The organism is Martinezella tropici (genome assembly GCF_008370325.1).
Taxonomy (GTDB): Bacteria; Pseudomonadota; Alphaproteobacteria; order Rhizobiales; family Rhizobiaceae; genus Rhizobium; species Rhizobium tropici_B.
The window spans coordinates 51,257-75,984 of the sequence record NZ_VNIP01000004.1 but is presented as its reverse complement, the minus strand read 5'-3'; the positions used below and the strand labels follow the sequence as shown (position 1 = coordinate 75,984).

Sequence of the window (24,728 nt, the reverse complement as noted above, 5' to 3'; positions counted from 1 at the left end):
CTCTATCGGCCGTCCTCACCACCATTTGCCAGCGGAACGAATAATCCGAGTTTCACGTCCCGCAGCACCACATTCGTATGCATGCGGCGGATTTGCGGATTCTCAGCCATGATCAACGCGGCGATGTCGTCATAGTGCTCGACATCGCTGGCGGTGACGATCGCAATGAGGTCGACGGCGCCGGTGACATAGTAGACCTGCTGAATGTGATCCTGTTTCTCCGCCCAAAGGCGGAACTTGGCAAGCGCATCGTAGTTGTCCCGTTCGATCTCCATGCCGACGATGAAGACCATCGAGGTTCCGGTCGCCTTGCGGTCCACGACCGCAATTTCCGCCTTGATGATGCCATCCTCGCGCAACCGTTTCAGGCGCCGCTGCACGGCGGACGTTGAAAGGCCGACCTCATCGGCGATTGTTTCGGCGGTGAGCTGGCAGTTGCGTTGGACGATATCGAGAATATCGCGATCGAAGCGATCCAGATTTTCCATCCCATTCCTCTGGCCGGTCGGTGAAATTGTGTGGCGACATCTCTATTCTATCACAAAAGATGCACCTGAAATAGATTTTTGCTTTTTTTATGCAAAATAATCGGAAATTGCGCGCAAATTCCGCCCATCTTCGCGATATTCTCCGCAAATTGTCTTTTATCGGAATTATGCATGGCAGAGCCGTCCTCCCAGGCACTTTGTGTGGAAGATCTTCACAAAAGCTTTGGTTCACACGAAGTCCTCAAGGGCGTTTCAACCACGGCCAGACAAGGGGATGTCATTGCCGTCATCGGCTCGTCCGGTTCCGGCAAGAGCACGTTTCTGCGGTGTATAAACCTGCTCGAAATGCCGGACCGCGGACGCATCGTCGTCAATGGCGAGGAAATCGCCTTGAAACAGGCACGGCAAGGACGGACGCAGCCGAAAAGCTGGCGGCAGATCGAGCGGATCCGCCGGGGGCTCGGCATGGTATTCCAGAGTTTCAATCTCTGGGCGCACATGACCGTTCTCGAAAACATCATCGAGGCTCCGGTGCATGTCCTGGGCATCCCTCGCCGCGAGGCGATCGAAAAGGCGCAGGTTCTTCTCGATAAAGTCGGGCTCTACGACAAGCGCGATGCCTATCCAGCCTTCCTCTCTGGAGGTCAGCAGCAAAGAGCAGCGATTGCCCGAGCCCTTTGTATAGACCCGGCGGTGATGCTCTTCGACGAACCGACATCGGCGCTCGATCCGGAACTGGTGGGTGAAGTGCTCAAGGTCATCCGTGATCTCGCGGAAGAAGGCCGAACCATGCTGCTGGTGACCCACGAGATGCGTTTTGCCCGCGATGTCTCGAGCCACGTTCTCTTCCTGCACCAGGGACGGATCGAGGAAGAAGGACCGCCTGAGCAGGTCTTCGATGCTCCGCTCAGCGCCCGCTGCCGTGAATTCACCGGCATGCTTTCGCCCTGATCTTCACTTCCCGCACAGACAACAACACCAGGAGAACCCGCATATGAAACTGCTTCCCATGCTGCTTGCCGGCGTAACGCTTGCCCTTTCCACCGTCACGGCGCAGGCCGAGGTCCGCTTCGGCATCATGAACGAATCCTATCCGCCATTCTTCGCCAAGGATGCCTCTGGCAAATGGCAAGGCTGGGAAATCGACATGATGGACGCCGTTTGCGAGCAGATGAAAGAGAAGTGCTCGATCGTCGAGCTTTCCTGGGACGGTCTCATTCCGGCGCTTCAGAGCAAGAAGTTCGATGTGATCTGGTCATCGATGTCGAATACGGCGGAGCGTTCGAAAGTCATCGATTTCACCGACAAATACTACAATACGCCCAGCACGCTGATCGGCCCGAAGGACCAGAAGCCCGGCGCGACGGCAGACGACGTCAAGGGCAAGACCATCGGCATCCAGGTGTCGACCATCCAGTCGGAATACTACAAGAAATACTTTGCCAAGGTCGCGGACGAAAAGACCTATCAGACGCTCGATGAGGCGTTTCAGGATCTTGCCGCCGGCCGCATCGACTATGTCTTCGGCGATTCACTTGCCCTCGACGCCTTCCTGAAGAGCGATGGCGGCAAGGATTGCTGCGCCAAGATGGGCGACGTCGCCGACGATAAGGAAATCCTCGGAGCCGGCGTTTCCGGCGGCCTGCGCAAGGAAGACACCGCGCTCAAGGCAAAGCTCAATGCGGCCATCGCCGCGGTGCGCGCCAGCGGCAAATACGACGAAATCACCAGAAAGTATTTCGGCTTCGACATCTACGGCGCCAAGTAAACGATCGCGACGATGGCGACCTCCCAGCAAGGCATTCTCGACCTGCTCTCCCCCTATCCGCCTGGATGGGGTGGAGTGCTGTTGACGGGCGCCGCCTCCACGGTCGCCATCTCCGCCGGCGCTTTTCTGATAGGCCTTCTTCTCGGTATCGGCGGCGCGCTGGGCAAGCTTTCCGGCATCAGGCCGCTCTGCCTTTTGCTGGAACTTTACACCACCGCCATTCGCGCGGTCCCCGAGCTGATCCTGATCGTGGGGCTCTACTATGCAGGAATGGACGGCCTCAACCGGATCTTCGCGGCGCTCAATTTCCCGGCCTTCGAATTGAATGGCTTTGCGGTCGCCGTCGCCGTGCTCGGCTTCGTGCAAGGCGCCTACATGACGGAGGTGCTGCGCGGCGCGATCCTTGCCATTCCCGTTGGTCAGGTCGAAGCGGCAAAGGCTTTCGGCATGGGGCCGCGCCTGCGTTTCCGCCGCATTATCCTGCCGGCCCTGCTGCCGAATGCTCTGCCGGGACTTGCCAATCTTTGGATGTCGGTCACCAAGGACAGCGCGCTCGTCGCGGTCGTCGGCTACCAGGAGCTCGCTCTCGCCACGCGTCTCGCCGGTGCGAGCACCAAGCACTACTTCATCTTTTTCCTGGCCTCCGCCCTCATATATCTCGCCCTCACGCTCGTCTCGAATGCGGTGTTCAAGTTGATTGAACGCCGGGTGCGTCGTGGTCAACCGAAGCTCGCGTGAGGAGCATTGACATGACCTTCTCGTGGATCAATTCCTATTGGCCACTTCTGTTGACCGGAGCCTGGCAAACGCTGTCGTTGCTTGCGATTTCCGTCGTCTTCGGCTTCATCATCGCAATCGGCCTCGCCTTCGCGCAGATCAGCAGCAATCGCCTTCTCCGATATTTCGCCAGCGGCTATTGCACCTTCTTCCGGGGCACGCCGCTGCTGATCCAGCTCTGGCTGCTTTATTACGGCGTCGGCTCTCTTTTGCCTGTCATCCCTGGTATTCGCCAGAGCCTGCTTTGGCCGATCCTTCGCGAGGGCTTTTTCTTCGCCGCCGTCAGCTTCACGCTGAATTATGCGGCTTACGAGGCGGAAGTGCTGCGCGGCGCATTGCTTGCCGTCCCGAAAGGCGAGCTTGAGGCCGGTCGCGCATTCGGCATGCGGCCGTTCACGCTGACGCGGCGCATCTGGCTGCCGCGCGCCATTCGCATCGCATTGCCGACCATCGGCGGCGAAATCGTCATGCAGCTGAAAGCGACGCCGCTGGCTTTCACCGTCACGGTGATGGATCTCTACGCCGTTGCCACCAAGGTGCGCCAGGACACGCTGCTCGTTTACGAGCCGCTGATCGTCGTGACCATCTTCTACCTCATAATCACCGCCATTATCGCACGAGCCTTCCGCTTCCTGGAGGCGCAGGTTCCCATGCGGCGCTAACCGGGGGCACGAAGGAGGGGCGCACCTCTCCGCATGCCTGACCTTTCTGGAGATCCTATTTATGAGCAAACTCTTGATCCTCGACGGCGGCATGAGCCGCGAACTCCTTCGCCTCGGCGCCGAGTTGAAGCAGCCGGAATGGTCGGCACTCGCGCTGATCAATTCGCCCGAGATTGTCCGACAGGTCCATGACGAGTTCATCGCCGCCGGCTCCGACGTCATAACCACCAACAGCTATGCGCTCGTGCCCTTCCATATTGGCGAGGAGCGGTTCTGGACGGAAGGTGCCGCTCTGATTGCGCGCGCGGGAAAATTGGCGCGTGACGCCGCCGATGCTTGCAAGGACCGTAAAATCCTGGTTGCCGGTTCCTTGCCGCCGATCTTCGGTTCCTACGAGCCTGAGAATTTCGATCCGTCTCGGGTCCAGGACTATCTCAAGGTTCTCGTGGCAAATCTCGATCCTCACGTCGATGTCTGGCTCGGCGAAACCCTCAGCCTGATCGCCGAAGGAGAAGCCGTCCGCACCGCGGTCGCCGAAACCGGCAAGCCGTTCTGGATCTCGTTCACTTTGGCGGATGACGCCGCACAGCGGGACGGCGCTCCTCCCGCGCTCCGTTCCGGAGAAAAGGTAGAGGACGCGGCTCGATGGGCCGCTTCGTCTGGTGCGGAAGCGCTTCTGTTCAATTGCAGCAAGCCGGAAGTCATGCGCGCGGCGGTCGACGCGGCGGGACGGGTCTTCAGGAGCAGCGGTTCTGCTCTCCAGATCGGCGTCTATGCCAATGCTTTCGAGGGGGAACAAGGCGAATCTGCCGCCAATGAAGGCCTTCATGCGACCCGTGACGATCTGAACGATGATGCCTATTCGCGCTTCGCCTGTTCATGGGTCGATGCCGGCGCAACGATGGTCGGCGGTTGCTGCGGGATTGGCGCGGGACATATTCACCAGCTGAAGCGATCCCTCATGCATTCCGTTGAGGCGGCGGGCAATTCCTGACATATATGCACGGAGGCGACGGCCAGCGTGGATATAGCGTCATGAATGGGTCAATATCGGAAAAAAGCAAGATGCGTGCACCCGCGGGCTCGGTTACCGGGCTTTGCTCCGCATCGGCGACCATGTTTGCGGTCGGGATGGCGTTCCTCGGCTATTGGGGCGTGTATGAACAGGGACCCTGGCATATTTCCGATTATTTTGTGGTGGTTTTAGCCATCATCGGATTTGCAGCGCTTGGCTGCGTGCCCTGGATTGTGACGACGCCTGTTGCGGAAGAAGAGGCAGAGAAAGTGGTTGAGGCCAGGCGAGCATTGGCGCTGGGAATAGCCTTGATCTGGCTGTCCGTCTGTATCGCGGTATTCGCCTGAGCCATTCGGCACGCCATGGCTGCGCGACGGCACAAGGAGCCTGACTCCAGTGCCGTCGCAAAGCCGGGACAGTCCTATTTTCTGTCACTCAGGGCGGCAATCCGATCGACCGCTGCCGAAAAGCCCTGTAGCGAGACTTGGAAACCCAGCGCATTGCCACCGTCGGCAACGACCTTGAGGTTTAAGCGCGAGCCGGTGCGCAATTTGGCAAGCGTTGCAGCGTCGAGCGGAAGCAAGGCAATGCAGCCGTTTGGCAGACAGGTGCGAAAGCGCACCGGCTTCAAGGGCGCCTGATCATCGATATTCGGTGTCACGCCGGAATCGAGAACAATGCCGAACGGCAGGAGAAGTGTCGCCACCCCGCTGCCGTCGGGACGCATCTGCAGTTCGACGGCAAGCAGTCGCTGACCATTCTGCTGAGTCTGATCCTGCGAAATCGTGCATACCGGCGCCTTGTCGCTTTGGTTGCATGCGACACGCCAGTCCTGATACGCCTCCTGCAGGCTTGAGGCACCGTTTGGCAGCGCCGATTGGGCAAAGGCTGCGGGCGCAAGCGTCAAAGCAGCACTCGCGCAGGCAAAGGTGAGCGTCGCCCGAAATATGCGACCGATTGTGCGAGTTGAAATGAACGTTGAAACTGGCAAAGGGTAAGATCTTTCTGCTTGGAACAAAACATTTCTGCGGCCGGCACCGCAAGACATTAGGGGGTATAGAGTCCGTACTGACAGCCACGATCGCGAAAGCATGGCTTTCGCGATCACAGTTACGGATAAGTTAGGTGCACACCCACTCGCGGACAGCGCAGGAAGAACCGGAGCGCTCGCATGCCTTCAGCGCAAGATCTTCAGCTTCCTTGCGCGTCGGTGCCGAATTCGCGCTCCATGGCGTCGCCCGCTCGCGTTTTTCCTTGCCGATGGCAAGCGCGCCGCAATGATTGTACGGAAAGCCGGTCTTATCGTCGTCATCCCAGTGCCGATGATTGCGAAACACGCTGATCACGACGCAGCTGTTACCCTTGTTCCGCTCGCAGTGCTTGAGCGCGATATCCATAGCTTCCTGCCGTTTGTCGGCGCCCCAGAAGAAACCGTATTTTTCGTCGGGCGCGGAATAGGCTATGGCCGCCCAGATGCCGCGTTCCTCCGGCGGAGGCGCTGGCGGCTGCTCTGTCGTAAAGAGATCGGCTGCCCCCAGCTGGGCAGTAGAGACAAACAACATGCCGATCGCCGCAATGGCGGATCTCAATTTCATTTTGCGCCCCCTTGTTTTCCTGCTGCCGAAGCGACCGAAATGACGACGCAGCCGTTTCCGGTCGGCAGAAGCATCGCATCGCCGCCATCGCTGCCGAGTTCGTAGACCCCGACCTGCCCGAGATTGTTGACGAGCTTGCTTCCGTTCGGGAACTTGGCCGAAACTTCCGGACAAGAGCCTGTAAACGGTGCCACACGAACCATGGCGCCCTCGCAGCCGGATGCGACCGGGGCGGCGAATATGATGCCGGCAGCCGGACCGCTATAACCCTGTGTGGCGTAATCCATGCCGACAAGGGCCTGCACCGCATGCTTGTCGGCCGCCTGATTGTTCCAGATCGATTGGACATTGTATTGCGCGCCGCTTGTCAGCAACTGTCCGAGAACCGGAAAGATGGTCGAGCAGGACTGTAGCCCTGCCTTTTTGGCGTGCTGCAGGAACGGTGTGTCCGGCAGGGCTGGATTGGCGTCGTTCGCCGCGGCGACGGCCGGCTGCGATAGAAGGTTCCCGATCAGATCATATCGGGCCACGGCATAGCCGCCGGCGCCGGCGATGGCGATTGCAAGCAGCGAGAGAAGGGTCGCCTTCCGCCATTTCCGCCCCGGTTTCACTTGATCGTCAGCCACGTTCTGAATTGCAGCGTCGTTCTTGTTGCGGGACATGATGCGATCGTGGATTGATTGCTGGTTCATTGAAAATCCGTCCGTTACTTTATCGCCTTCACGGCGGTAGAAAGGCCCTTGAGGTTTGCAGTCACGCTGATCGTCTGCCCATCCGCCGTTGGATAGGAGATCGCCGGCGCGGTATTCTTCGAAATCTGCTCGCGCAGGACAGGCCCGATCGGGAGCATGCCGACGCAAACCGTTTGGTTGCAGCCATCGAGCTTGACCTGGATAGGCTCCTTGCGACCCTCGAACTTCACAAGGATGCGTCCGTCGCTCTTGGCAACAGGGGCGGTGCGCAAGATCATGTAGGGCTCGCCTCCTTTGGTGGCAGCGAGCGACCAGCTGAATGCAACCTGCCCCCGCTCGTTCTCGATGATCTGAGTGACGTTGCAAACCCGTTGGCGGACCTTCAGGTTTTCATCGCAGATCAGGGTCCAGTTTTCGAACGGACGAATGGTTCTTTGATACTCGCCAGGCTTCAGCTCTGGAGGAACGACGACCTCCGAAGGTTTTATGCGATAGTTTGGGAGGGCAGCCTCCTGTCCGGCCGCAGACGGACCGAACAGGAGGCTGCAAGCCATGAAAGCCGGGACGCCGAGAAGCGCTCCTTTCAGCATGACGTGGCTCAGTTCAGCGTGAAGCTGAGACCAGCGCCGACGCCCACGTGGCCGCCAGCCGCCGTACCTGACAAATTCGCGCGGACTCGCCCGTTTTCGCTGGTATAGCCCGCACCGAAGGCGAGAGCCCCTTCGCCGCGCCAGACACCGCCGCCGACAGCCACGCTCGCCTTGCCGGGACGGTCGTCATAGCGAAGCGATGCAGCGGCAAGTCCTATCGCGGCCGCCTGTCTTGCTTCCGACCGTACGTCTCCGAGCTCCTGGTTCAGTTTCCCGAATTTCTGGTCCGTATAATTGTTAGCCGCGGTCAAAGTGTTGCCGACAGCGGTATCCGTATACGACTTGCCCTGGTTGAAGCTGTCGGTCAGCTGAGCGACGTTGACGGCATCCGTCGGGGCAACGCCCTTGCCGACATTGGAGATGACCACCGGCGAATTGACGTCGCCGCCCTGCAGCGTGATGCTGTTCTTCTTGCTGCCATCGGGATTGAGGTCGTAGGTGACGGCGTTTTTGGTGATCGTACCGACACCCGTCTGCAGGCTGTCGATCGCCGAATTGGTCGCGGCAAGCTGCGATCCGTTGATGGCGTCGGTGCTGTCGGCGGAAATGCGGCCGGCAGCGACGTTCGTGATGGTTCTTTCAGCCCCTACAGCCCCCACACTCACTGTGCCGACTGGCGTGGCGCCGGCAAAGTCGTAGTGCTGGCCCTGAATCGTGGTGCCGGAGGTGCCGACAGCAGCCTGCGTTGACGAACCGGAGCCCAGGGCCACATCATTGGCATTGTTGGCCTGCGCGCCCTGGCCGAGCGCAACCGCGCCCTGCCCTACCGCGGCAGATCCGTTGCCTGCCGCCAGGCTGCTCACGCCGCTAGCGACGCTCTGCGGACCGATCGCAACGCTGTCAGTGCCGCTTGCCGCGGAATCTGCGAGCGTCGAGTTGGCATGGAAATACTTGATGCCGCCGCCATTGGTGATGGTGGTCAATGTGTTATTGACCGCACCGAAGGCATCGTAGATCGTGGTGTAGTTGTTACCCTGGACACTATAGGTCGGACCGGTGATCGAACCATCCGGATTGACCGTCGTACCGCCGCCGATCAGGTTGGTGATGTTGGTGCCGAGCCCCTTGAGCTGGCTGACATTCACGGCATCGGTGTCTGCCGAACCGGCTGCCAGATTGGTCAGCTTGCGCGTCGAGCCGGCCGAGCCGATCGACACTTCGCCAACGGAGGTTTGCGGGCCTGTAAGGGCGAAGCCGGTATAGCCCGCCTGAGCGCCCACGGTCGTTACGGATTGTGCACCGAGAGCGACGCTATTGATATTGTTGGCCTGCGCGCCGGCGCCCAATGCGACCGACTGCACGCCTGCCGCCAGCGAGTTTGTGCCGAGGGCCACGCCGTCAGCCAGCATAACATGGGCATTCTGGCCGATGGCCGTGCCGCCGGGAGCAACCTGATCGACGACCGCGCCGTTGCCGATGCCAATGCCGTTGTCACCGTTGACCACCGTCGTCGGGCCGACGGCCACGGACTCTGCGCCGACAGCAAGCGAGTCGCCGGCGGCCGAGTTCGCATGGAAGTACTTGCCTGGCGTCGCCGCGACCGAAGCAATGGCACCCTGGAGCTGGCGAACCGTGACGGCATCCTGCGCGCTGGTACCGTCAGCGACGTTGGTGATCTGCCGATAGGAGGTGCTCGAACCGACAGAGACGGCGCCCAACAGGGTCTTGTCCGTCGTATTATATTGGATGAAGTTCGTTGGACCCGCCGGAAGCTGACCTGTGGCCGGCGCCAGGGCGCGATCGGCAACCGATCCGGAACCAAGGGCAACGCCGCCAACGATGGTGGACTGGCTGTTCATACCAAGCGCAAGCGAATTGTCGGCGACGGAAGTGGCATTGTAACCAACGGCGGTCGAACCGATCCCTTGCGCGGAGGAGTCGCTGACGGCAAGGGTCCTGTCGTTGGTGCGCACGTAGCGGATGCCATCGCCATTTGCATCGGTGTAGGTCGCGGACGTGTCACCGGCAATATTGTTGATCGTATTGCCGAGATTGGTGAGGCTGCCGCCGATCGTGGTGACCGTCGTGTTAAGGCTGTCGACCGCCTGATTAGTTGCAAAGAGCTGCGAGCCGTTGACCGCGTCCGTCGAGCCGCCGTTGAGCTGGCCGGCAGCGACATTCTGGATCTGGCGCTCAGCACCGGCGGAACCGACCGAGAAGGCGCCCGCCGGCGTCGTGCCCGCGAAGCTGTAGGCGGTGCCTCCCACGGTGGCACCCGAGACCGCCGTCGTCGCACCAGACTGAGAATTCAGGCCGATGGCCACGTCACCGGCATTGTTGGCGACCGCATTCGGGCCGACGGCAACCGAATCCGTCCCAAGGGCTTGAGAATCCGGCAGCGTGGAATTGGCATGGAAATACTTGATGCCACCGCCGACATTGATGTTGTTGATCGCGGTCGTGTTCAGGTCAACCTGCTGGTTGGTCGCAAAGAGCTGCGAGCCGTTGACGGCGTCCGTCGAACCGTTGTTGAGCCTGCCTGCCGCGACATTGGTGATGGTGCGCTCGGCACCTGCCGCGCCGACGCTGACCGTCGAGGCCGGTGTCGTGCCGGCGAAGTTATAGGTATTGCCGCCGATCACTGCGCTGGCTGTGCCGACCGCCGCGAGCGTCGACGAGCCCGAACCCAGGGCCACGTCACCGGAGCTTGCCGTTGCCGCCGCGCCGTTACCCAATGCGACGTTGCCGACGAAACCGGAAGCGCCTGCCGTGGAGCCGTTGCCGAGCGCAACCGAGCCTTGGCCGATCGCCTTGTTGTTGTTGCCGATCGCGACTGCGCCGGCCGCCTGGTTGGCGGCGGTGGCGCTTGCCGTGCCATCGCTGTTGGCGATGTTGTTGGCGCCGCCAGTGAAGGCGCCGGTGCCGCTCGCATAGCTCGGGTCGCCGATCGCGACCGCGCCATCGCCGTAAGCGGTATTGCCCGCGCCGATGGCGACCGCCTTGCCGCCATCAGCCACCGCGCCCGTGCCGATGGCGACGGAATCGGCGGTGATCGAGCTGGCGGCGGTGCCCATAGCGATGCCGTTTACGTCACTTGCCACCGCGCCTGCTCCGAGCGCTGTCGAGGCTGCCCCTGAAGAAACGGCCGCCGTGCCGATGGCAACGGAATCATCACCTCCGGCCGTGACCGAACGACCACCCGCGAACGCACGGGCACCGGTGGCCTTGGCGGCGGAACCAAGCGACGTGGAATCCGCTCCCGTCGCGCTGGCCTGGAAGCCCATGGCTGCCGAGTCGCTGCCGCTAGCTACTGTGCCGATACCGAGTGCCGTACTGCCGGCCCCGCTGGCATTGGCGCTGACGCCGGCGGCAAGAGAATTGGCTCCTGCCGCAACCGTTCCAGATCCATACGCGGAGGCATTTGTGCCGCTAGCGGCGGCCTGACGTCCCGTAGCGGTGGAATTGTCGCCGCTGGCATTGGCACCGGCGCCGGTTGCAACCGATAGAACACCAGCCGCGCTCGCGTTATTGCCGAGCGCGACGCTCGAGGTTCCTGTGGCGGCAACGGTTGCGCCCGAACCTATCGCGACGGCACCACCGCCAGCGAGCGTCTGCGCCTGGTTACCCAGAGCAACCCCGAAATCTCCCGATGCGACGGTGGTCGGGCCGATGGCGAGCGAGTTAATGCCCGATGCGGCTGCTGTCTTGCCAAGAGCAATGGCGCTCGTGCCTGTCGCCTGGCTTTGGCGGCCGATCGCGGTTGCGTCGACTTGAGAGGCCAATACGTCCGTGCCGATGGCAATAGCGCTCTCTTGAAGGGCGCCCATTCCCGCAACAGTTCGGTTACCAAGATTGACGGAGTTGATTGCAGTCGCGGTCGCCTGGAAGCCGATGGCTATGGAGTTCTGGTTGCTTGCGGTAGCGCTATTACCTTGGGCAATAGAATCCAGCCCGGACGCGGTTGCCCCGAACCCGAGCGCAGTGGCGCGCAGCCCAGTCGCTCGGGTAACATAGCCGATCGCCGTCGAGTTCGTTCCGTCGGCACGCGCGTTCAGGCCAAAGGCGGCCGCGCCGGCGGCTGCGACCGAGTTGACGCCAATGGAGCTTGCCCCATCCGCAGTAGCTTGGGCGTTCCCACCTATGGCGAGCGCGTTGACGCCGGTCGCGCCCGCGAAGACGCCTATGCCTATGGCATTGAGGCCGTTGACACCCATCGAATAGCCGATGGCGATCGAAGCGTTGCCCGTTGCACTGTTAGAGGTGCCCAAGGCCACGCTGTTCGTACCATTCGCTTGGGTACCGTTCCCGATGGCGACGGCGTTGCCGGCTGACGCAGTTCCGCCGCCGGCGGCATATTGTGCAAGCGCAGGCGTAGCGATACCGCCGAATGCTATCGTGCCCAGCGCGACCACCGCACCGATTCTCAGGGACCCGGGCCCCATCCCCTTGCCCTGCACGACGGGAGCACTCGGGGATCTTTCGATACAGGAGACGTCACCCGTCCCTGGTGCACCAATGCCCAGATCTTTGCGGCGTATGCCGAGCACGCGAGACGCCATCCGCAGTACAGCCATCAGGCGGCGCCGGAGCCAACGATCGTTGCTGCTGGCTGAAACGAAGGTTCCAGCAAGTCCGGTACGAGATTCAGTCCGCAGGCGTTCCCCAATGCATTCCCTCATGCTGCCTTCTCCTCGTTGTCGACTGGACGACTAAGCGCGCTTGGATCCGCATCGGCGGCCGCGTCGTCATTAAAATTCCGCATTTCCTGTAGTGTATGTCCCATCTTGGCACTTTGGCTTTCGAGCTGCTCGCGCAGACTTTCGACCCATGGCTCCGTCGGCGCCGGAACGCTATGCAGCGCAGCATCGGCCCGATCGGGAGGAAGCTTCATCGCCACCAAAGCGCGGCAGACATCGAAATGGAACGAAGGTTCCCCTTCCCCATAGGCGGGGGAGGTCAAACCGAAGACGAGGCAGGCAAATAGATAGTCGAGTTCCGCCTCTGTCAGGCGGTTGGCATATCGCTGTTGCAAGGCAGTCCAGGCTACCTCGACTTTCGGAGCAAAGATTTCAAATTCAGGGAATTGAATGCCCATGTCGCACCGGATAGTTACCATTAGCGACCATGCCCTTATTTTCGCATAAGCGTATTTTAGAAAATTCCGGATTTTTTTTAGAAAATTACGGTTTTTCGCTTGGGCGGTTGCAGGTGTAGCCGCTTTGCCACACGTACCCCAGGCTGTCGTATATGAGCGCTGGGGATTGTTGGGCATGCGTGCCCAGGCTGGAATTTTTCAACTCCTGGCAGCTCCTATCTCTCCGAATGTCCAGGACAATCGCATATGAAATAGAAAGTGCCCCTCACCCCAGCCCTCTCCCCGTTTTGACGGGGAGAGGGGGCGACAGCGCCAAACTCCTTCGCCCCGCGTGCGGGGAGAAGGTGGATTCGAACAGTTGAGCGAAGCGAACTGTGAGAGGACGGACGAGGGGCCAATCTATCCATATGCGATTGCCCCTCGGCATATCAGAGAAATAAAGCACTTGCTAAAATGGAAAATCAGCTTCGGGCGAATCCGAGCGAGACTTCGACGGCCTATGGTCCACCACGCTTACCGCGCGAATCGGAACTCTGTCGGCGTTTTTCCGCGATATCTCTTCATGGTTGTCGCCAGATGGCTTTGATCCGAGAAACCGGTGATGTAGGCGATTTCCGCAATGGGGACTTCACCTGCCGCCAGCAGCTCTTCCGCCATGTCGAGGCGCAGATTGATGAGGTAACGGTGCGGCGGCATGCCGAAGGTCTTGGTAAACCTGACGATGAAGTGATTGGGCGAAATGCCGGCGACCGCAGCAAGCTCCGCGACATGTACCTTCTCGGTAAAATGCTCGCGAAGATATTCCTGCACGCGTCGAGCGCTTTTGGCGGAGAGCCCGCCCTTTGGCGACTGAAGCTGTTTCATCTGGCTTGTATAGGTGTGAAGCAAGTGCGTACTGAATAGCGTAACCAATGAATCCAGATAGAGTTCATTCGGAGGTACTTTCCCGGTTAACTCGACAGAAATCCTCTGCGCTATACCGAGCGCCACTGGATCGACGGTGCCGAAAGCCGGCGGCTGAAGTTCTACATTTCCAAGATCGAATTCCTGAAGCGCCAGTTCGGACAAAACATCAGGAGGAATGGCGACGACAAGATTTGTCCTGGTTTCCAGCCAGGCAAGGGTACTGTCCACACCGGCGGGATTGACGACGAGACAGCCGACCGGCGCATCGTATTGCGTGATCCGATCGCTGCCGAGCGAGGCTCGCAACCCACGCGAAGGGGCCAACACGATCCCCACCGCATGCTCCTTGGCAAGGAACGTCTGCGATCCGGGATTGCGGATGGAGTTTATGACGCTCCCTCGCATGGTGGCCTTTCTCGGCCCCGCACTCTCAGGGATTATGTCGAATACATATCGATCGGCCCGCTCCCGGACCTCACCCGCAAAATTCATTATGCATCGCCCGCCCCTGACGAAATTTCATAAGCGCGAGAAACAGATGAGAAAGCAATCCTTGATTGTAATCTCGATTCCCAACCCCTGCTCGCCCCACGCTGCTGCCAATCAGCTATAGCGCGAAATTAAATAGTATAAATTACCGAGTTTTGAAGGGGAAATATTCACATGGTAAAGAAAGAATAAGGCGCTAGAGCGCATTATTTATTAGTCGAATCGAATGGATCCGACACAATTCAACAGAGGGCTGTTTTCGGTCTATATTTTATTTCGCGTCGAAGTGGAAAACGATCATCGAGCTATTGCGGCGGCTAAAGACCGCCCCGGCGCTTTTCATAGAGATCCCACGCAACATCCGCCATCGCCAGAAGGACATCTTTCTCGTCCCATCCAGCTGCGACCGCGGCTCGGACGATATCACCAACGATGGGCTGCAATTGGCGTTGGCACTCGTTCGAAATGTCCTCGGAGCCGTTTCCTCGAGGGGGCTCGCTAAAATTGAATTCGACCATTATCATTCTCACGGGACTACTATATGTCAGCTATCACATTCCTAATCTAAAATAAATCCGAAATAACGTGTGGAGATGTTCGCAGGATAGTTCCCAATCACATTACCGCTCTGCTGCGATCAATCCAGCCCTGATCACGGCACCCGGCACCATATCACTACGCAACTCACGGGCTGCCCTGCGATAGTCACAAGAAAAATTGGAAATATTCTATCGTTGGGACAGCATCTTGGCATAGGGCACAGCAACATGTACCTAATTGGTGAATTACCGAAACCGATCGGAAAGCAAAAATTCTGCCAATGAATTCCGGCATAAGCTTCGGTTGAAATTCGGCAAGTCGCACCTGATCCATTGTCGGAGCGGGCCGACTAATTCTCCGCCTGGGAGCGCCTTATGCCTGGAATGCGCGGCAACTCTTCCACCAGAAACTCCACCAGCAGCCTGACCCGCGCAATACTGGTCCGTTCAGGCGCAATAAGCATGTTCAACGGCACGGCCGGTGGCGTGTAGTCAGGCAGGATCGTTTCCAGGCGACCGTCCGCGAGAAGGTCGTCCACCAGCCAGATATGGGCCGGACCGAAGCCGCGGGCCGCCGCAAGGGCTTCGCGCGAGGCAAGCCCGTGATCGAACTGGAGCCGTCCTCCGAAGGGCACGACGTACCGCTTATCCCCCGCCCGTTCGAGCACGAGATCTTCGCTCCCGGCAATGTTCGACATGCGGATACCCTCATGACCCTCGAGTTCCTCGGGGGTCGTCGGCCGGCCATGCCTTGCCAGATAGGCGGGAGACGCGACGAGAACACGCTGGCTTTGACCGATCGCCCGCAGCTTCATGGAACTGTCGGCAAGCGGGCCGAGGCGCAGCGCGATATCCACCCCCTCGCGGATGAGATCGATGCGCTCATCGGTCAGGCTGAGATCGACCGAGATCTCAGGGTGGCGGTCCTGGAAGGCGAAGACCAATCGGCTGACGTGCCGGACGCCGAGCGCCGCTGTGCAAGAGATGCGAACCGGGCCGGCATGGGCGCCCTGTGCGCTTCGCGCCTCATCGGTCGCCTGTTCCACCAGGCGCAGGATTTGGACGACGTTAGCATAGTAGCGGCTGCCTTCCTCGGTCAGCGTGACGCGGCGGGTCGTGCGGCTTAGCAGCGCCACGCCCAGGGCCTCCTCGAGCTCGCGCATATGCCGCGTAATGCTCGACTGGCCGACGTTCAGCTCGCGTGCCACGACCGAAAGATTCCCGCGCTCGGCGACGCGAACGAAGGTGCGGATGCGTTCGAGCGTGATATCAGATCTATCCATTATTCGGCATTATCTTATCCATATCCACCATATAACGCATCAGTCGGGCAGCGTCTATCTTGGGTAAACTATCGTCAACGAACAGGTGCTCGTCATGAATGTACTCATCGTCTTCGCCCATCCCGAACAAAAATCCCTTTCGGCATCGCTCCGCGATGTCGCCGTCCGAGAACTGGAAGCCGTCGGACATACGGTTCAGGTTTCCGATCTTTATGCCATGCGGTGGAAATCCGAGATCGACCGCGCCGACTTCCCTTCCTTGGCTCCGGACGAACGGCTTCTGCCCGTTGCGGCCTCCAAACATGCTTTCGACAGCGACACGTTGACGGCCGATGTCAAGGCGGAGATCGAGAAGCTTCTCTGGGCCGATACGTTGATCCTGCAGTTCCCGCTCTGGTGGTTCACCATGCCCGCCATCCTGAAAGGCTGGGTGGATCGCGTGTTCGCATAGGCTTCGCCTATGGCGTCGGCGAACACAGCGACAAGCGGTGGGTTGATCGCTATGGCGAAGGAACCCTGGCCGGTAAACGAGCCATGTTGATCGTCACCGCGGGCGGATGGGAGGAGCATTAGTCCCCGCGCGGAATCAACGGCGCCATTGATGACCTGCTATTCCCGATCAACGACGGCATCCTCTACTATCCGGGCTACGACGTGCTGCCGCCCTTCGTGACCTACAGTACCGATCGCTTCAATGAACAACGCTTTGAAGCCGCCGCCGAAGATCTGCGCGACCGGACGCGGACACTTGAAACAACGCGTCCTATTCCTTACCGGCGTCAGAATGGCGGGGATTATCATATTCCAACCATGCAACTCCGCGCGGAGTTGGGCAGTTCAGCAACATCGGGCTTTGCGCTTCACCTGGAAGATGTTGCGGACGCAGATCCGGGTTTCCTGCATTCCAGGCAATTGTTTGGTCGTTGATATTGATTTGTAACGGTCGTTACAATAGAAATAAGCCATGGTTGATGGATCATGGCTGTTGCTGACCTATAAGGTTCCGTCCGATCCCGCGACAAAACGGGTAGCCCTTTGGCGCAAGATCAAAGGCATGGGTGCCATCTACGTGCAGAATGGCGTCTGTATGCTGCCCAAGACGGACGAGCATCTCCGGCGCTTCAAGATGCTCGAGAACGATATCGTGGAAATGGGCGGCGAGGCCGTGATCCTGGAGACTGCCGCAGCCGGCCCCGGCCAGCAGGAAAAGGTGATCGTCCGCTTCAAGGCTGATCGCGACGAGCACTATCAGGAGTTTCTCGAACGCTGCGGCGACTTTGAAAAGGAGATTGCCAAGGAAACGGCGGCCGGGAAATTTTCCTATGCGGAGCTTGAAGAAAACGACGCCGATCTGAAGAAGCTGCAGGATTGGCTTGAAAAGATCGCCAAGTTCGACTTCTACGGCGCTCCTCTCGCAGCCGAAGCGCAGGAGCGGCTGAAGGCTTGCGAGACTTTACTCGACACATTCGCCAAGCAGGTGTTCGAGGCGCATGAGGAGACGCGAAACCGCACCGCCAAGCCCACGGAGACGAAGAACTGATGATGATCTCGCTCATGGGAGAAGGCCTGAAACGCACCGTCATCTATGTGGCACTTCTCAATCTCGGCTATTTCGGCGTCGAATTCCTGACGGCACTGTCGATCGGCTCAGTCTCCCTATTAGCCGACAGCGTCGACTTTCTTGAAGACGCCTCCGTCAATCTGCTGATCGCCATCGCGCTCGGCTGGAGCGCCCGCAATCGTGCCCGCCTCGGCATGGCACTCGCCGGCATATTGCTGGTTCCGGGTCTCGCCACGGTGTGGACTGCCTGGCAGAAGTTCATGACCCCCGTCGCACCCGATCCACTGCCGCTGACATTGACGGGCCTTGGCGCGCTCGTCGTCAATCTTTCCTGCGCGGTGATGCTCACCCGCTACCGTCATCATAGCGGCACCCTTACACGCGCGGCGTTTCTGTCCGCCCGCAATGATGCTCTTGCGAACATCGCCATCATTGCCGCCGGTCTCGTGACCGCCTTCGTCTGGCGTTCCGCCTGGCCTGACCTCATCGTCGGGCTGGCGATCGCCGCGATGAATGCCGATGCCGCCCGCGAAGTATGGAGTGCGGCACGCAACGAACACCGAGCGGCCCAACCATAATACGGCGATCACTCTCATGCTTTGCACGCTTGATCCGCCTCAGACAGGTGAACCCATGAAATCAGAAGCCTCGAAAGTTGGCCGCATGTCATCCAAGGAGGTTCCGATGCTGCGAACCCTTGCAACGCTACTCAAAAAGGGCTGGCCATTTCTGTCGGCGGCTGTGCTTACCGTGCTTGTGATTGTCGCCTACAACATGGGCGAGATCCTGGAAAAGCACCATCGCAAGCTGATGGAGAATGTCCATTATGCGATCGCAGCCCTCATCTTGTTCGTTTCATTCTATTTCATTGCATTACTTATACGAACGGTCTGGACAACGGTGCATGACGAGGACGATCAATGACCTGTGCCAGCCGTCGTCGGCGATGGACGAACCTCGGATAGAGCCGGGATATAAAGCGGGCTCAAGGTCGTTGCGAACGTCGCCGTGAGATGATCGGCATCCTTATAGAGCGGCAGGCCGTTTCGCACAGCATCACAACGAACAATGCCGCAGATAGCCGGAAGCGGATCGATGATCGTCGCACCGTATTTTGCGGCAAGACGACTGAGGATCGCGTGTGGGAGCGCCTGCCGCTTCTCGATATAGTCCAATGGCGGCGCGACATTCGTTGACGTGCCTTGCATCATCGCCTTGGCAACAGCCTCCGGCATATAGCGCCCCATTTCGGGAACATCTGAGATCAGCACGACCCTGGTTCCCTGCCTGGTCAAATCAGCAAGCAGGCTATCCAGCGTTTGGACGATCGAGGCGGAACGATCCTCCAGCGGCGGCGGCACTGAGGGATCAAAATACGGCCCCTCGTCCGGCATTTCGGCATCATGAACATATTTGGGCCAGTAGGCGGCAAGGAAGACCAGCGGAACGTGTTGCGACATGATCAGGTCCCGCACGGCCGCATTGAACTTGCCGCAGCGCTCGGTATCGCCGTGCGCGGTGAGCTGAACTCCTGGCAACGGCGGACACGACGCATGTGCCGCCAACAGGCCGGTGATACCGACCTGGGCCGCGGCGGCATCGATGGCCGGAGCCATGGCCCCGGAATGGGAGTCTCCCCATACGAGAAAGGATGGCTTGGTCGCACCTTCCGGCCCTAGCGGACAAAGCTTGCCAGCGCGAATATCTGCCTCGGACGGCCCCGGCCTATCGGAATCGGCGAAACACGGCGGCAGGCTGAAGCGGCTCTGATCATAAGTGGAAGCATAGACCTTTTGTGCATCCGCGGACAGCCGATCCGGCACGCCGCCATGGTGAGCAACATAGTCTCCGAGCCCGATAGCGACAATCACAACCGCCACCGCCCCGGCAAAGAGCGGCACACGCTTCACAAGGCTGCCGCGCCCGCGAAACGGCTGTTCGATGAAGCGCCATGAGATGATGGCGGCGGCAAGTGACGCGGCAACGATCACACCGCCTTGCGGCAGGGAAAGCTCTCGTCCGGTCATCTCGCGGCTGAAGACGATAATCGGCCAGTGCCACAGATAAAGCGAATAGGAGATCAGCCCTACAAAGACCATTGGTCTCGATCGCAGAAGGCGGCTCGCCACCCCTCGGTCATCGCGCGCATGGATGACCAGGGCTGCGCCAAGACAGGGGAGCAGCGCCGCCGGACCGGGAAACAGGGTCTTGTCGTTGAAGCCGAATATGGCAATGGCGATGAAAAGGACACCCGCAGCGGCCAATCCCGCCCGCATCTCGGGCCGTTTCGGCATCGACACGACACCGAGGGCCAGCAGCGCTCCGAGAAGGAGCTCCCAAGCGCGAAACTGAAGCAGATAGAATGCCTCGGCTTGAGACTGGAACAACATCCAGGCGCTCGCCACAAACGAAACGACAAGCAACCCCGCCAAAATCAGCGCGGCGTGCCGCCGGGCAAATCGGGTGACGGCCATCAGCAGCAACGGAAACAGGATATAGAACTGCTCTTCGACAGCGAGCGACCAGGTGTGCAGCAGCGGCTTCATCTGCGCGCCGATGTCGAAGTAACCACTTTCCTTCTCGAACTGGATATTCGACGTGAAAAGGGCGGCCGCCTTCAGGCTGCGCGCGAAATAGGCAAATTCGGTCGGCATCAGCAACAGCCACGCCGCTATGGAAGAAGCAATCAGAACGGTAAACAGCGCCGGGAAAATCCGGCGGATACGGCGCTCATAGAACCGCACCAGACTGAATTCGCCCTGAGCGATCTCGTTCGAAATCAGCGACGCCATCAGGAAGCCCGAGATGACGAAAAACACGTCAACGCCAACGAAACCACCGCTGAAACCGGGAATGCCTGCGTGATAGAGAACGACCGGAATGATCGCCAGAGCTCTGAGACCGTCGATATCGCGGCGATAGGCCAGGACATCAGGCCCATGTCCATGCGTGGGCGCCGGAGAAGACGGGCGCCTGAGAACAAGATTCAAATTCAACTCTCCAAGTCCGACGATATGCGCATACAGCCGCAACATGTCATTTTATGGCAGATAGCCTTATGAACTGACGTAGAGCTGAAAATCCCGCATTCGCTTGCCGCCCGGCATTCTCAGATGGCAAGGTCGTCGGCTGATAAATCGCCCTGTTCGGTTTGGCCGGAGGATTCGGTCCGCACGTCGAGCAAGCTGCGCCCGCTGAACACCGCGCCAGGGATTTGACTTGAACGCCGGCGCATCGAAGAATAGGTCTATCGACTTATTCTAAATCTTTCAGAAGTCCATCAGGTCATAGTGATTTGAAAACAAGGGGCATTAACGGATGCAGCCAAGGCAGAGTGTTCGAGAGCGCATGACGATCCTGGGTGACGTCAGCGCGACCTCATTCGTCCCATGGATCCGGCGTCACGCCAAGAAGCTCGGACTTTCCCAAACATTCTTCCATTCAGACGCTGACAGGATCGAGCTCGAGGTTGCCGGGCCTGTGGAATTGATCGACATGCTGGAAATGGGCTGCTCGCTCGGCCCGATCGATGTCTGGGTGGAGGAGATCCAGCGTAGGGTCATGGATGGTCAACAAAATGCCGCATCTTAGGAATTCCTGATCTACTGCCTTTTATTTAATCAATGTTGCCAATGCGAATTATTTATGCAAGTTTCTGATGGCTGTGGGGATGCAGGGATCGGCGCCTGCCTATGACCGGTGGCGTCAAGCCGTCGGTGAAATTTAAGAGAGTTAAGGCTATGCCATTTGATGGGGCCGGGTCCTGGGCGCCAGTCGCCCTTTCCTCCGATCTACCGCCAGGAACCGTCATACCGGCCTGGACATCAACCGGTTCAATCGCCCTGTGGCGCAGTCAATCGGGCCGCGCAAGCGCATCCTCGGATCGCTGTCCCCATCGCGGAATGCGGTTGTCGCATGGCTTCGTTCGTGGCGAGGCGCTGTCCTGCATCTATCACGGATGGAGCTATTCCCCATCGGGCGGATGCATTCGCATTCCGGCCCATCCCGACCTGGTCCCTCCGGAAACCATACGTGTCGCCGTTCAGCGGGTCGAAGAAGCCGGTGGCGTTTTATGGGTCGCTATCGGACAGCCGGCGGCGCAGCCTCCGCAGCTCGACGAACTGATACCGCTACGCTCGTTAACCGTGGAAGCAGATGTTGCCGCGATCGAGGACGCGGCAGGAGCAGAGATCGATGCGAACGGTCTGATCCGCCCGCCTGAATTCCCATGGATCGCGCTGCTGCTGGCACCTCAGGAAAAGCATACGCTCCTTCATCTCATGGTCGAACCGGACCACAGCCCGGCAGACCGCCTTACGGCGTCCCGCATCACCGAATCCCTCCGCCGTGCGGCGGAAGAGCGCCAAAGAGAGCGTGCGGAATGAAAGGCGGCGCGATGATCGATGAATGGTATCCGGTCGGCCTCGTCAGCCAGCTTAGCGAAAAGGGAAGCAAGACCTATTTGATGGGCCAGGCGATAGAGGTCGCGCGCGATCGCGAGGGGAATGCGCGGGTGGCAACGGACAATGGACGGACCCTTCCGGTCCGCGTCCGATATGGCCATGTCTGGTCCTCCCTCGGAAAGCCGGATAAGGAGTTATTCGCCATTCCGGAAGCCGATCAGCCAGGCCGACGCTTCGTCGATGTCGGCGTGGTTCGCGTGCGCTGTTCACCGCTTCGTGCCGTGGAGAACTTTCTCGACATCGCGCATTTTCCCTTCGTCCACACCGACATTCTCGGCGCGGAACCGCACACGGAGGTCGAAAATTACAAGGTCGAGATCCGCGAGAGCGAAGATGAAGTCTGGGCAACGCAGGTGAAGTTCTACCAGCCGCAGGCTGCAAAATCGGCATCCGGCGGCATTACGACCGAATATATGTATCGCGTACCGGCACCGACCTGTTCGGTGCTCTACAAGACCTGTCCTCCGCGACCAAGCGAATGGGACGTCATTACCTTGTTCGTTCAGCCTCTTGCGGAGGATCTTTGCGATGTATGGCCGTGGATGGCTCTCTTCGACGACGATACGCCGATGACCGATCTCATTCACTTCCAGCAGATGATCTTCTTGCAGGATCGCTCTATCCTCGAAAACCAGATACCCACGCTTCTTCCGCTTGATCCCGGCATGGAAATTCCGACAAGGGCCGATCTCACCTCGGTCGCCTACCGGCGATGGCTCAAGCGCCATAACTATACCTATGGCGCACAGTTGGTCGCACAATGAAACTCTACGATTATATTTTATCGCCGAGCTGCTACAAGGTACGGCTGATGGCAGCCATCCTGGGCATCAAGCTCGAAATCCGGTCGGTCGATTTCCATCCCGGCGCGGAGCATCGCGGGCCGGAGCTTCTGGCGCTCAATCCGGCGGGCTCCATCCCGATTCTTGAGGACGGCGATCTTGTGCTGACCGAGTCCTCGGCAATGCTCGCCTATCTCGCTGCCAATGGTGCGCCGGAATGGCTTGGCCATGATTCGCCGCAAGAGACGGCGCGCGTGCAGCAATGGCTCTCCTTCTCTCATCGCCTGACGGCGAACCTTGGAGGCGCGCGGCTTCATGAAATGCTGCTGCGGCCAGGAGATATCAAGGTATTGCAGGCACAAGGGACCGCGGCACTGCGCGAGCTGGAAGCGGGCCTCTTCGAACAGGGCGAACGCGGCATGCGGTTCCTTGCGGCAAGCGAGCCGACGATCGCAGATATCGCCTGTTTCCCCTATGTGGCGCTTGCGCCCGACGGCGGCATCTCGCTCGATCCCTATCCCTTGATCCGGCTCTGGATGCGCGCCATCCGCAGCCTGCCCGGCTTCATCGAGATGCCCGGCATTCACCGCCTGCACGAGTTGAAACCCGATCCCCATCCGGCAGGGGAGACATGATGGGATGACCGGCTATCTCCTGAAGAATTGTGCGGCTGTGATCGTCGATGAGGGCAAAGGACCGAGCGTGCGCCGAAACGTCGACCTGCTCACCAAGGGGCCGGCGATCCAGGTGATCGGCGAAAACCTGTCGCTGAACGCATTGCCCGAAGGCACCATCGTCCAGGACGCTTCCGGCTGGTTCGTCTATCCGGGGCTCGTCAACACCCATCACCACTTCTTTCAGTGCTTCGTGCGCAACCGGGCCGATCTCGACTGGACGAAGCTTTCCGTCATCGAATGGCTCGACCGGATCTATCCGATTTTCTCGCGACTGACGGAGGACTGCTTCTATCATTCTTCGGTCACCGCCATGGCGGAGATGATCAAGCATGGCTGCACCACGGCGTTCGACCATCAATATTGCTTTCCCCGGCATGCGGGAAAGCGCCTGATCGACCGCCAGTTCGAGGCGGCCGACCTCCTTGGCATGCGTTTTCACGCGGGGCGCGGCGGCAACACCCTGCCGAAGTCCGAGGGATCGACGATCCCGGATGCCATGCTCGAAACCACGGATGAATTCATCGCCGATTGCGCGCGGCTGATCGACAGCTATCACGATGCCGGCCCCTTCAGCATGCGTCAGGTAGTGGTCGCTCCTTGCCAGCCGGTCAATTGCTATCGCGAAACCTTCGTCGAGTCGGTCGCGCTGGCGCGCGATCGTGGCGTGCAGATGCACACGCATGTGGGCGAAGGCGAAAGCCCCGTGATCGAGGCACGGTATGGAATGCGCACGGTCGACTACTGCGCTGAATTGGGTTTTGCAGGCCCTGACACCTTCTATGCCCATTGCTGGGAACTGACGCATGACGAGTTGCGCAAGATGGCGACGAGCGGCACCGGCGTTTCCCATTGCCCGGAACCGGTTTACCTCGTCGGCGCCGAGGTGACCGATATCCCGGCAATGCAGGCTTTCGGATTGCGTATCGGCCTTGGCTGCGATGGAGCCGCGTCGAATGACAACTCGAACCTCATGCACTGCATCCATTCCGCCTACATGCTGCAGTGCCTGACCGCCTCGACGCGTCAGCACGCCGTCCCCGCCCCGCTGGATTTTCTGCAATATGCGACAAGCGGAGGCGCAAGCCTCCTCGGGCGCGCGGATATTGGCCGTCTTGCCCCGGGTATGGCCGCCGATCTCTTCGCGATCGATACGCGGCGGATGGACTATGTCGGGACGCGGCATGATCCGCTGAGCCTGATTGCCAAGGTCGGCATCGGCATGCCGACCGATCTGACCATGATCAACGGACGCATCGTCTGGCAGGGCGGTGAATTCACCGGACTGGATGAGGCCGCGCTGTTTGCAGCGGCCGAAGCGGCACTTGCAACAGTAGAATTCTGAAAGC

Annotated in this window: 24 protein-coding genes and 1 pseudogene; 15 read left to right on the top strand and 10 right to left on the bottom strand. The window is 59.7% G+C overall.

Features of this window, described 5'->3' with window-relative positions; all coding sequences use genetic code 11:
• Positions 1-2 precede the first annotated feature (2 nt).
• Positions 3-488: an Lrp/AsnC family transcriptional regulator gene (locus FP026_RS06090; RefSeq protein WP_149633743.1), complete on the bottom strand. Its 486-nt coding sequence runs from the start codon at positions 486-488 to the stop codon at positions 3-5.
• A 171-nt stretch (positions 489-659) separates the two neighbouring features.
• On the opposite strand from FP026_RS06090, the gene FP026_RS06085 reads away from it, so the two are divergent.
• The 6 genes from FP026_RS06085 (at position 660) to FP026_RS06060 (ending at position 5,057) form a co-directional block, all read left to right on the top strand.
• On the top strand, positions 660-1,439 hold the full coding sequence (locus FP026_RS06085; RefSeq protein ID WP_149633742.1) for an ABC transporter ATP-binding protein: 780 nt from the start codon (positions 660-662) through the stop codon (positions 1,437-1,439).
• Between the two features lie 43 nt (positions 1,440-1,482).
• Positions 1,483-2,256 carry a transporter substrate-binding domain-containing protein gene (locus FP026_RS06080; protein ID WP_149633741.1) on the top strand — a complete coding sequence of 258 codons (774 nt, stop codon included), beginning with the start codon at positions 1,483-1,485 and terminating at the stop codon, positions 2,254-2,256.
• A 12-nt stretch (positions 2,257-2,268) separates the two neighbouring features.
• Positions 2,269-2,994: an ABC transporter permease gene (locus FP026_RS06075; protein WP_149633740.1), complete on the top strand. Its 726-nt coding sequence runs from the start codon at positions 2,269-2,271 to the stop codon at positions 2,992-2,994.
• 11 nt (positions 2,995-3,005) lie between these two features.
• Positions 3,006-3,695, top strand: a complete 690-nt coding sequence (locus tag FP026_RS06070) for an ABC transporter permease (protein ID WP_149633739.1) — start codon at positions 3,006-3,008, stop codon at positions 3,693-3,695.
• Positions 3,696-3,756: 61 nt separating this feature from the next.
• Positions 3,757-4,689 carry a homocysteine S-methyltransferase family protein gene (locus FP026_RS06065; RefSeq protein WP_149633738.1) on the top strand — a complete coding sequence of 311 codons (933 nt, stop codon included), beginning with the start codon at positions 3,757-3,759 and terminating at the stop codon, positions 4,687-4,689.
• A gap of 71 nt (positions 4,690-4,760) precedes the next feature.
• The gene (locus FP026_RS06060; RefSeq protein WP_149634096.1) at positions 4,761-5,057 is read left to right on the top strand and encodes a hypothetical protein; all 297 of its coding nucleotides are present in this window, start codon (positions 4,761-4,763) and stop codon (positions 5,055-5,057) included.
• A gap of 74 nt (positions 5,058-5,131) precedes the next feature.
• On the opposite strand, the gene FP026_RS06055 is transcribed toward FP026_RS06060, so the two are convergent.
• The 8 genes from FP026_RS06055 to FP026_RS06015 all read right to left on the bottom strand — a co-directional run bounded on the left by FP026_RS06055 (position 5,132) and on the right by FP026_RS06015 (position 15,899).
• Positions 5,132-5,758, bottom strand: a complete 627-nt coding sequence (locus tag FP026_RS06055; RefSeq protein WP_149633737.1) for an invasion associated locus B family protein — start codon at positions 5,756-5,758, stop codon at positions 5,132-5,134.
• Between the two features lie 73 nt (positions 5,759-5,831).
• Entirely contained in the window at positions 5,832-6,305 is a 474-nt protein-coding gene (locus tag FP026_RS06050; protein ID WP_149633736.1) for a DUF4189 domain-containing protein, read from the bottom strand.
• Entirely contained in the window at positions 6,302-6,997 is a 696-nt protein-coding gene (locus FP026_RS06045; protein WP_149633735.1) for a hypothetical protein, read from the bottom strand. The genes FP026_RS06050 and FP026_RS06045 overlap by 4 nt, the downstream gene beginning before the upstream one ends.
• 14 nt (positions 6,998-7,011) lie before the next feature.
• Positions 7,012-7,587: an invasion associated locus B family protein gene (locus FP026_RS06040; protein WP_149633734.1), complete on the bottom strand. Its 576-nt coding sequence runs from the start codon at positions 7,585-7,587 to the stop codon at positions 7,012-7,014.
• A gap of 8 nt (positions 7,588-7,595) precedes the next feature.
• On the bottom strand, positions 7,596-12,266 hold the full coding sequence (locus FP026_RS06035; protein ID WP_149633733.1) for a beta strand repeat-containing protein: 4,671 nt from the start codon (positions 12,264-12,266) through the stop codon (positions 7,596-7,598).
• Positions 12,263-12,859, bottom strand: a complete 597-nt coding sequence (locus tag FP026_RS06030) for a hypothetical protein (protein WP_246665262.1) — start codon at positions 12,857-12,859, stop codon at positions 12,263-12,265. The genes FP026_RS06035 and FP026_RS06030 overlap by 4 nt, the downstream gene beginning before the upstream one ends.
• Positions 12,860-13,195: 336 nt before the next feature.
• Positions 13,196-14,080 (bottom strand): helix-turn-helix domain-containing protein, encoded by an 885-nt coding sequence (locus tag FP026_RS06025; RefSeq protein ID WP_149633732.1) that lies wholly within the window; start codon positions 14,078-14,080, stop codon positions 13,196-13,198.
• A gap of 886 nt (positions 14,081-14,966) precedes the next feature.
• Positions 14,967-15,899 (bottom strand): LysR family transcriptional regulator, encoded by a 933-nt coding sequence (locus FP026_RS06015; protein ID WP_149633730.1) that lies wholly within the window; start codon positions 15,897-15,899, stop codon positions 14,967-14,969.
• Between the two features lie 94 nt (positions 15,900-15,993).
• On the opposite strand from FP026_RS06015, the pseudogene FP026_RS06010 reads away from it, so the two are divergent.
• The 4 genes and pseudogenes from FP026_RS06010 to FP026_RS05995 all read left to right on the top strand — a co-directional run bounded on the left by FP026_RS06010 (position 15,994) and on the right by FP026_RS05995 (position 18,384).
• Positions 15,994-16,826 (top strand): annotated as a pseudogene (locus tag FP026_RS06010) (NAD(P)H-dependent oxidoreductase).
• Positions 16,827-16,863: 37 nt separating this feature from the next.
• A complete protein-coding gene (locus FP026_RS06005; protein WP_149633729.1) occupies positions 16,864-17,439 on the top strand; it encodes a Chromate resistance protein ChrB in 576 nt (191 codons plus the stop codon).
• Positions 17,439-18,038, top strand: coding sequence for a cation transporter (locus FP026_RS06000; protein ID WP_188112515.1), 600 nt, complete (start codon positions 17,439-17,441; stop codon positions 18,036-18,038). The genes FP026_RS06005 and FP026_RS06000 overlap by 1 nt, the downstream gene beginning before the upstream one ends.
• A gap of 55 nt (positions 18,039-18,093) precedes the next feature.
• Entirely contained in the window at positions 18,094-18,384 is a 291-nt protein-coding gene (locus tag FP026_RS05995) for a hypothetical protein (protein WP_188112514.1), read from the top strand.
• Here FP026_RS05995 and FP026_RS05990 read toward each other — a convergent pair.
• The gene (locus FP026_RS05990) at positions 18,378-20,450 is read right to left on the bottom strand and encodes an acyltransferase family protein (RefSeq protein WP_149633727.1); all 2,073 of its coding nucleotides are present in this window, start codon (positions 20,448-20,450) and stop codon (positions 18,378-18,380) included. The two genes, FP026_RS05995 and FP026_RS05990, sit on opposite strands and share 7 nt — an antisense overlap.
• A gap of 358 nt (positions 20,451-20,808) precedes the next feature.
• Between FP026_RS05990 and FP026_RS05985 the strand changes: the two genes are divergently transcribed.
• The 5 genes from FP026_RS05985 (at position 20,809) to FP026_RS05965 (ending at position 24,724) form a co-directional block, all read left to right on the top strand.
• Positions 20,809-21,051 carry an acylphosphatase gene (locus FP026_RS05985; protein ID WP_246665261.1) on the top strand — a complete coding sequence of 81 codons (243 nt, stop codon included), beginning with the start codon at positions 20,809-20,811 and terminating at the stop codon, positions 21,049-21,051.
• A 149-nt stretch (positions 21,052-21,200) separates the two neighbouring features.
• Positions 21,201-21,845 (top strand): Rieske (2Fe-2S) protein, encoded by a 645-nt coding sequence (locus tag FP026_RS05980; protein WP_149633725.1) that lies wholly within the window; start codon positions 21,201-21,203, stop codon positions 21,843-21,845.
• Positions 21,842-22,687 (top strand): aromatic ring-hydroxylating dioxygenase subunit alpha, encoded by an 846-nt coding sequence (locus FP026_RS05975; RefSeq protein ID WP_149633724.1) that lies wholly within the window; start codon positions 21,842-21,844, stop codon positions 22,685-22,687. The genes FP026_RS05980 and FP026_RS05975 overlap by 4 nt, the downstream gene beginning before the upstream one ends.
• Positions 22,684-23,340 (top strand): glutathione S-transferase family protein, encoded by a 657-nt coding sequence (locus FP026_RS05970; RefSeq protein ID WP_149633723.1) that lies wholly within the window; start codon positions 22,684-22,686, stop codon positions 23,338-23,340. Before FP026_RS05975 ends, FP026_RS05970 begins: the two co-directional genes overlap by 4 nt.
• A gap of 4 nt (positions 23,341-23,344) precedes the next feature.
• Positions 23,345-24,724 (top strand): amidohydrolase, encoded by a 1,380-nt coding sequence (locus tag FP026_RS05965; protein WP_149633722.1) that lies wholly within the window; start codon positions 23,345-23,347, stop codon positions 24,722-24,724.
• Positions 24,725-24,728: the final 4 nt, after the last annotated feature.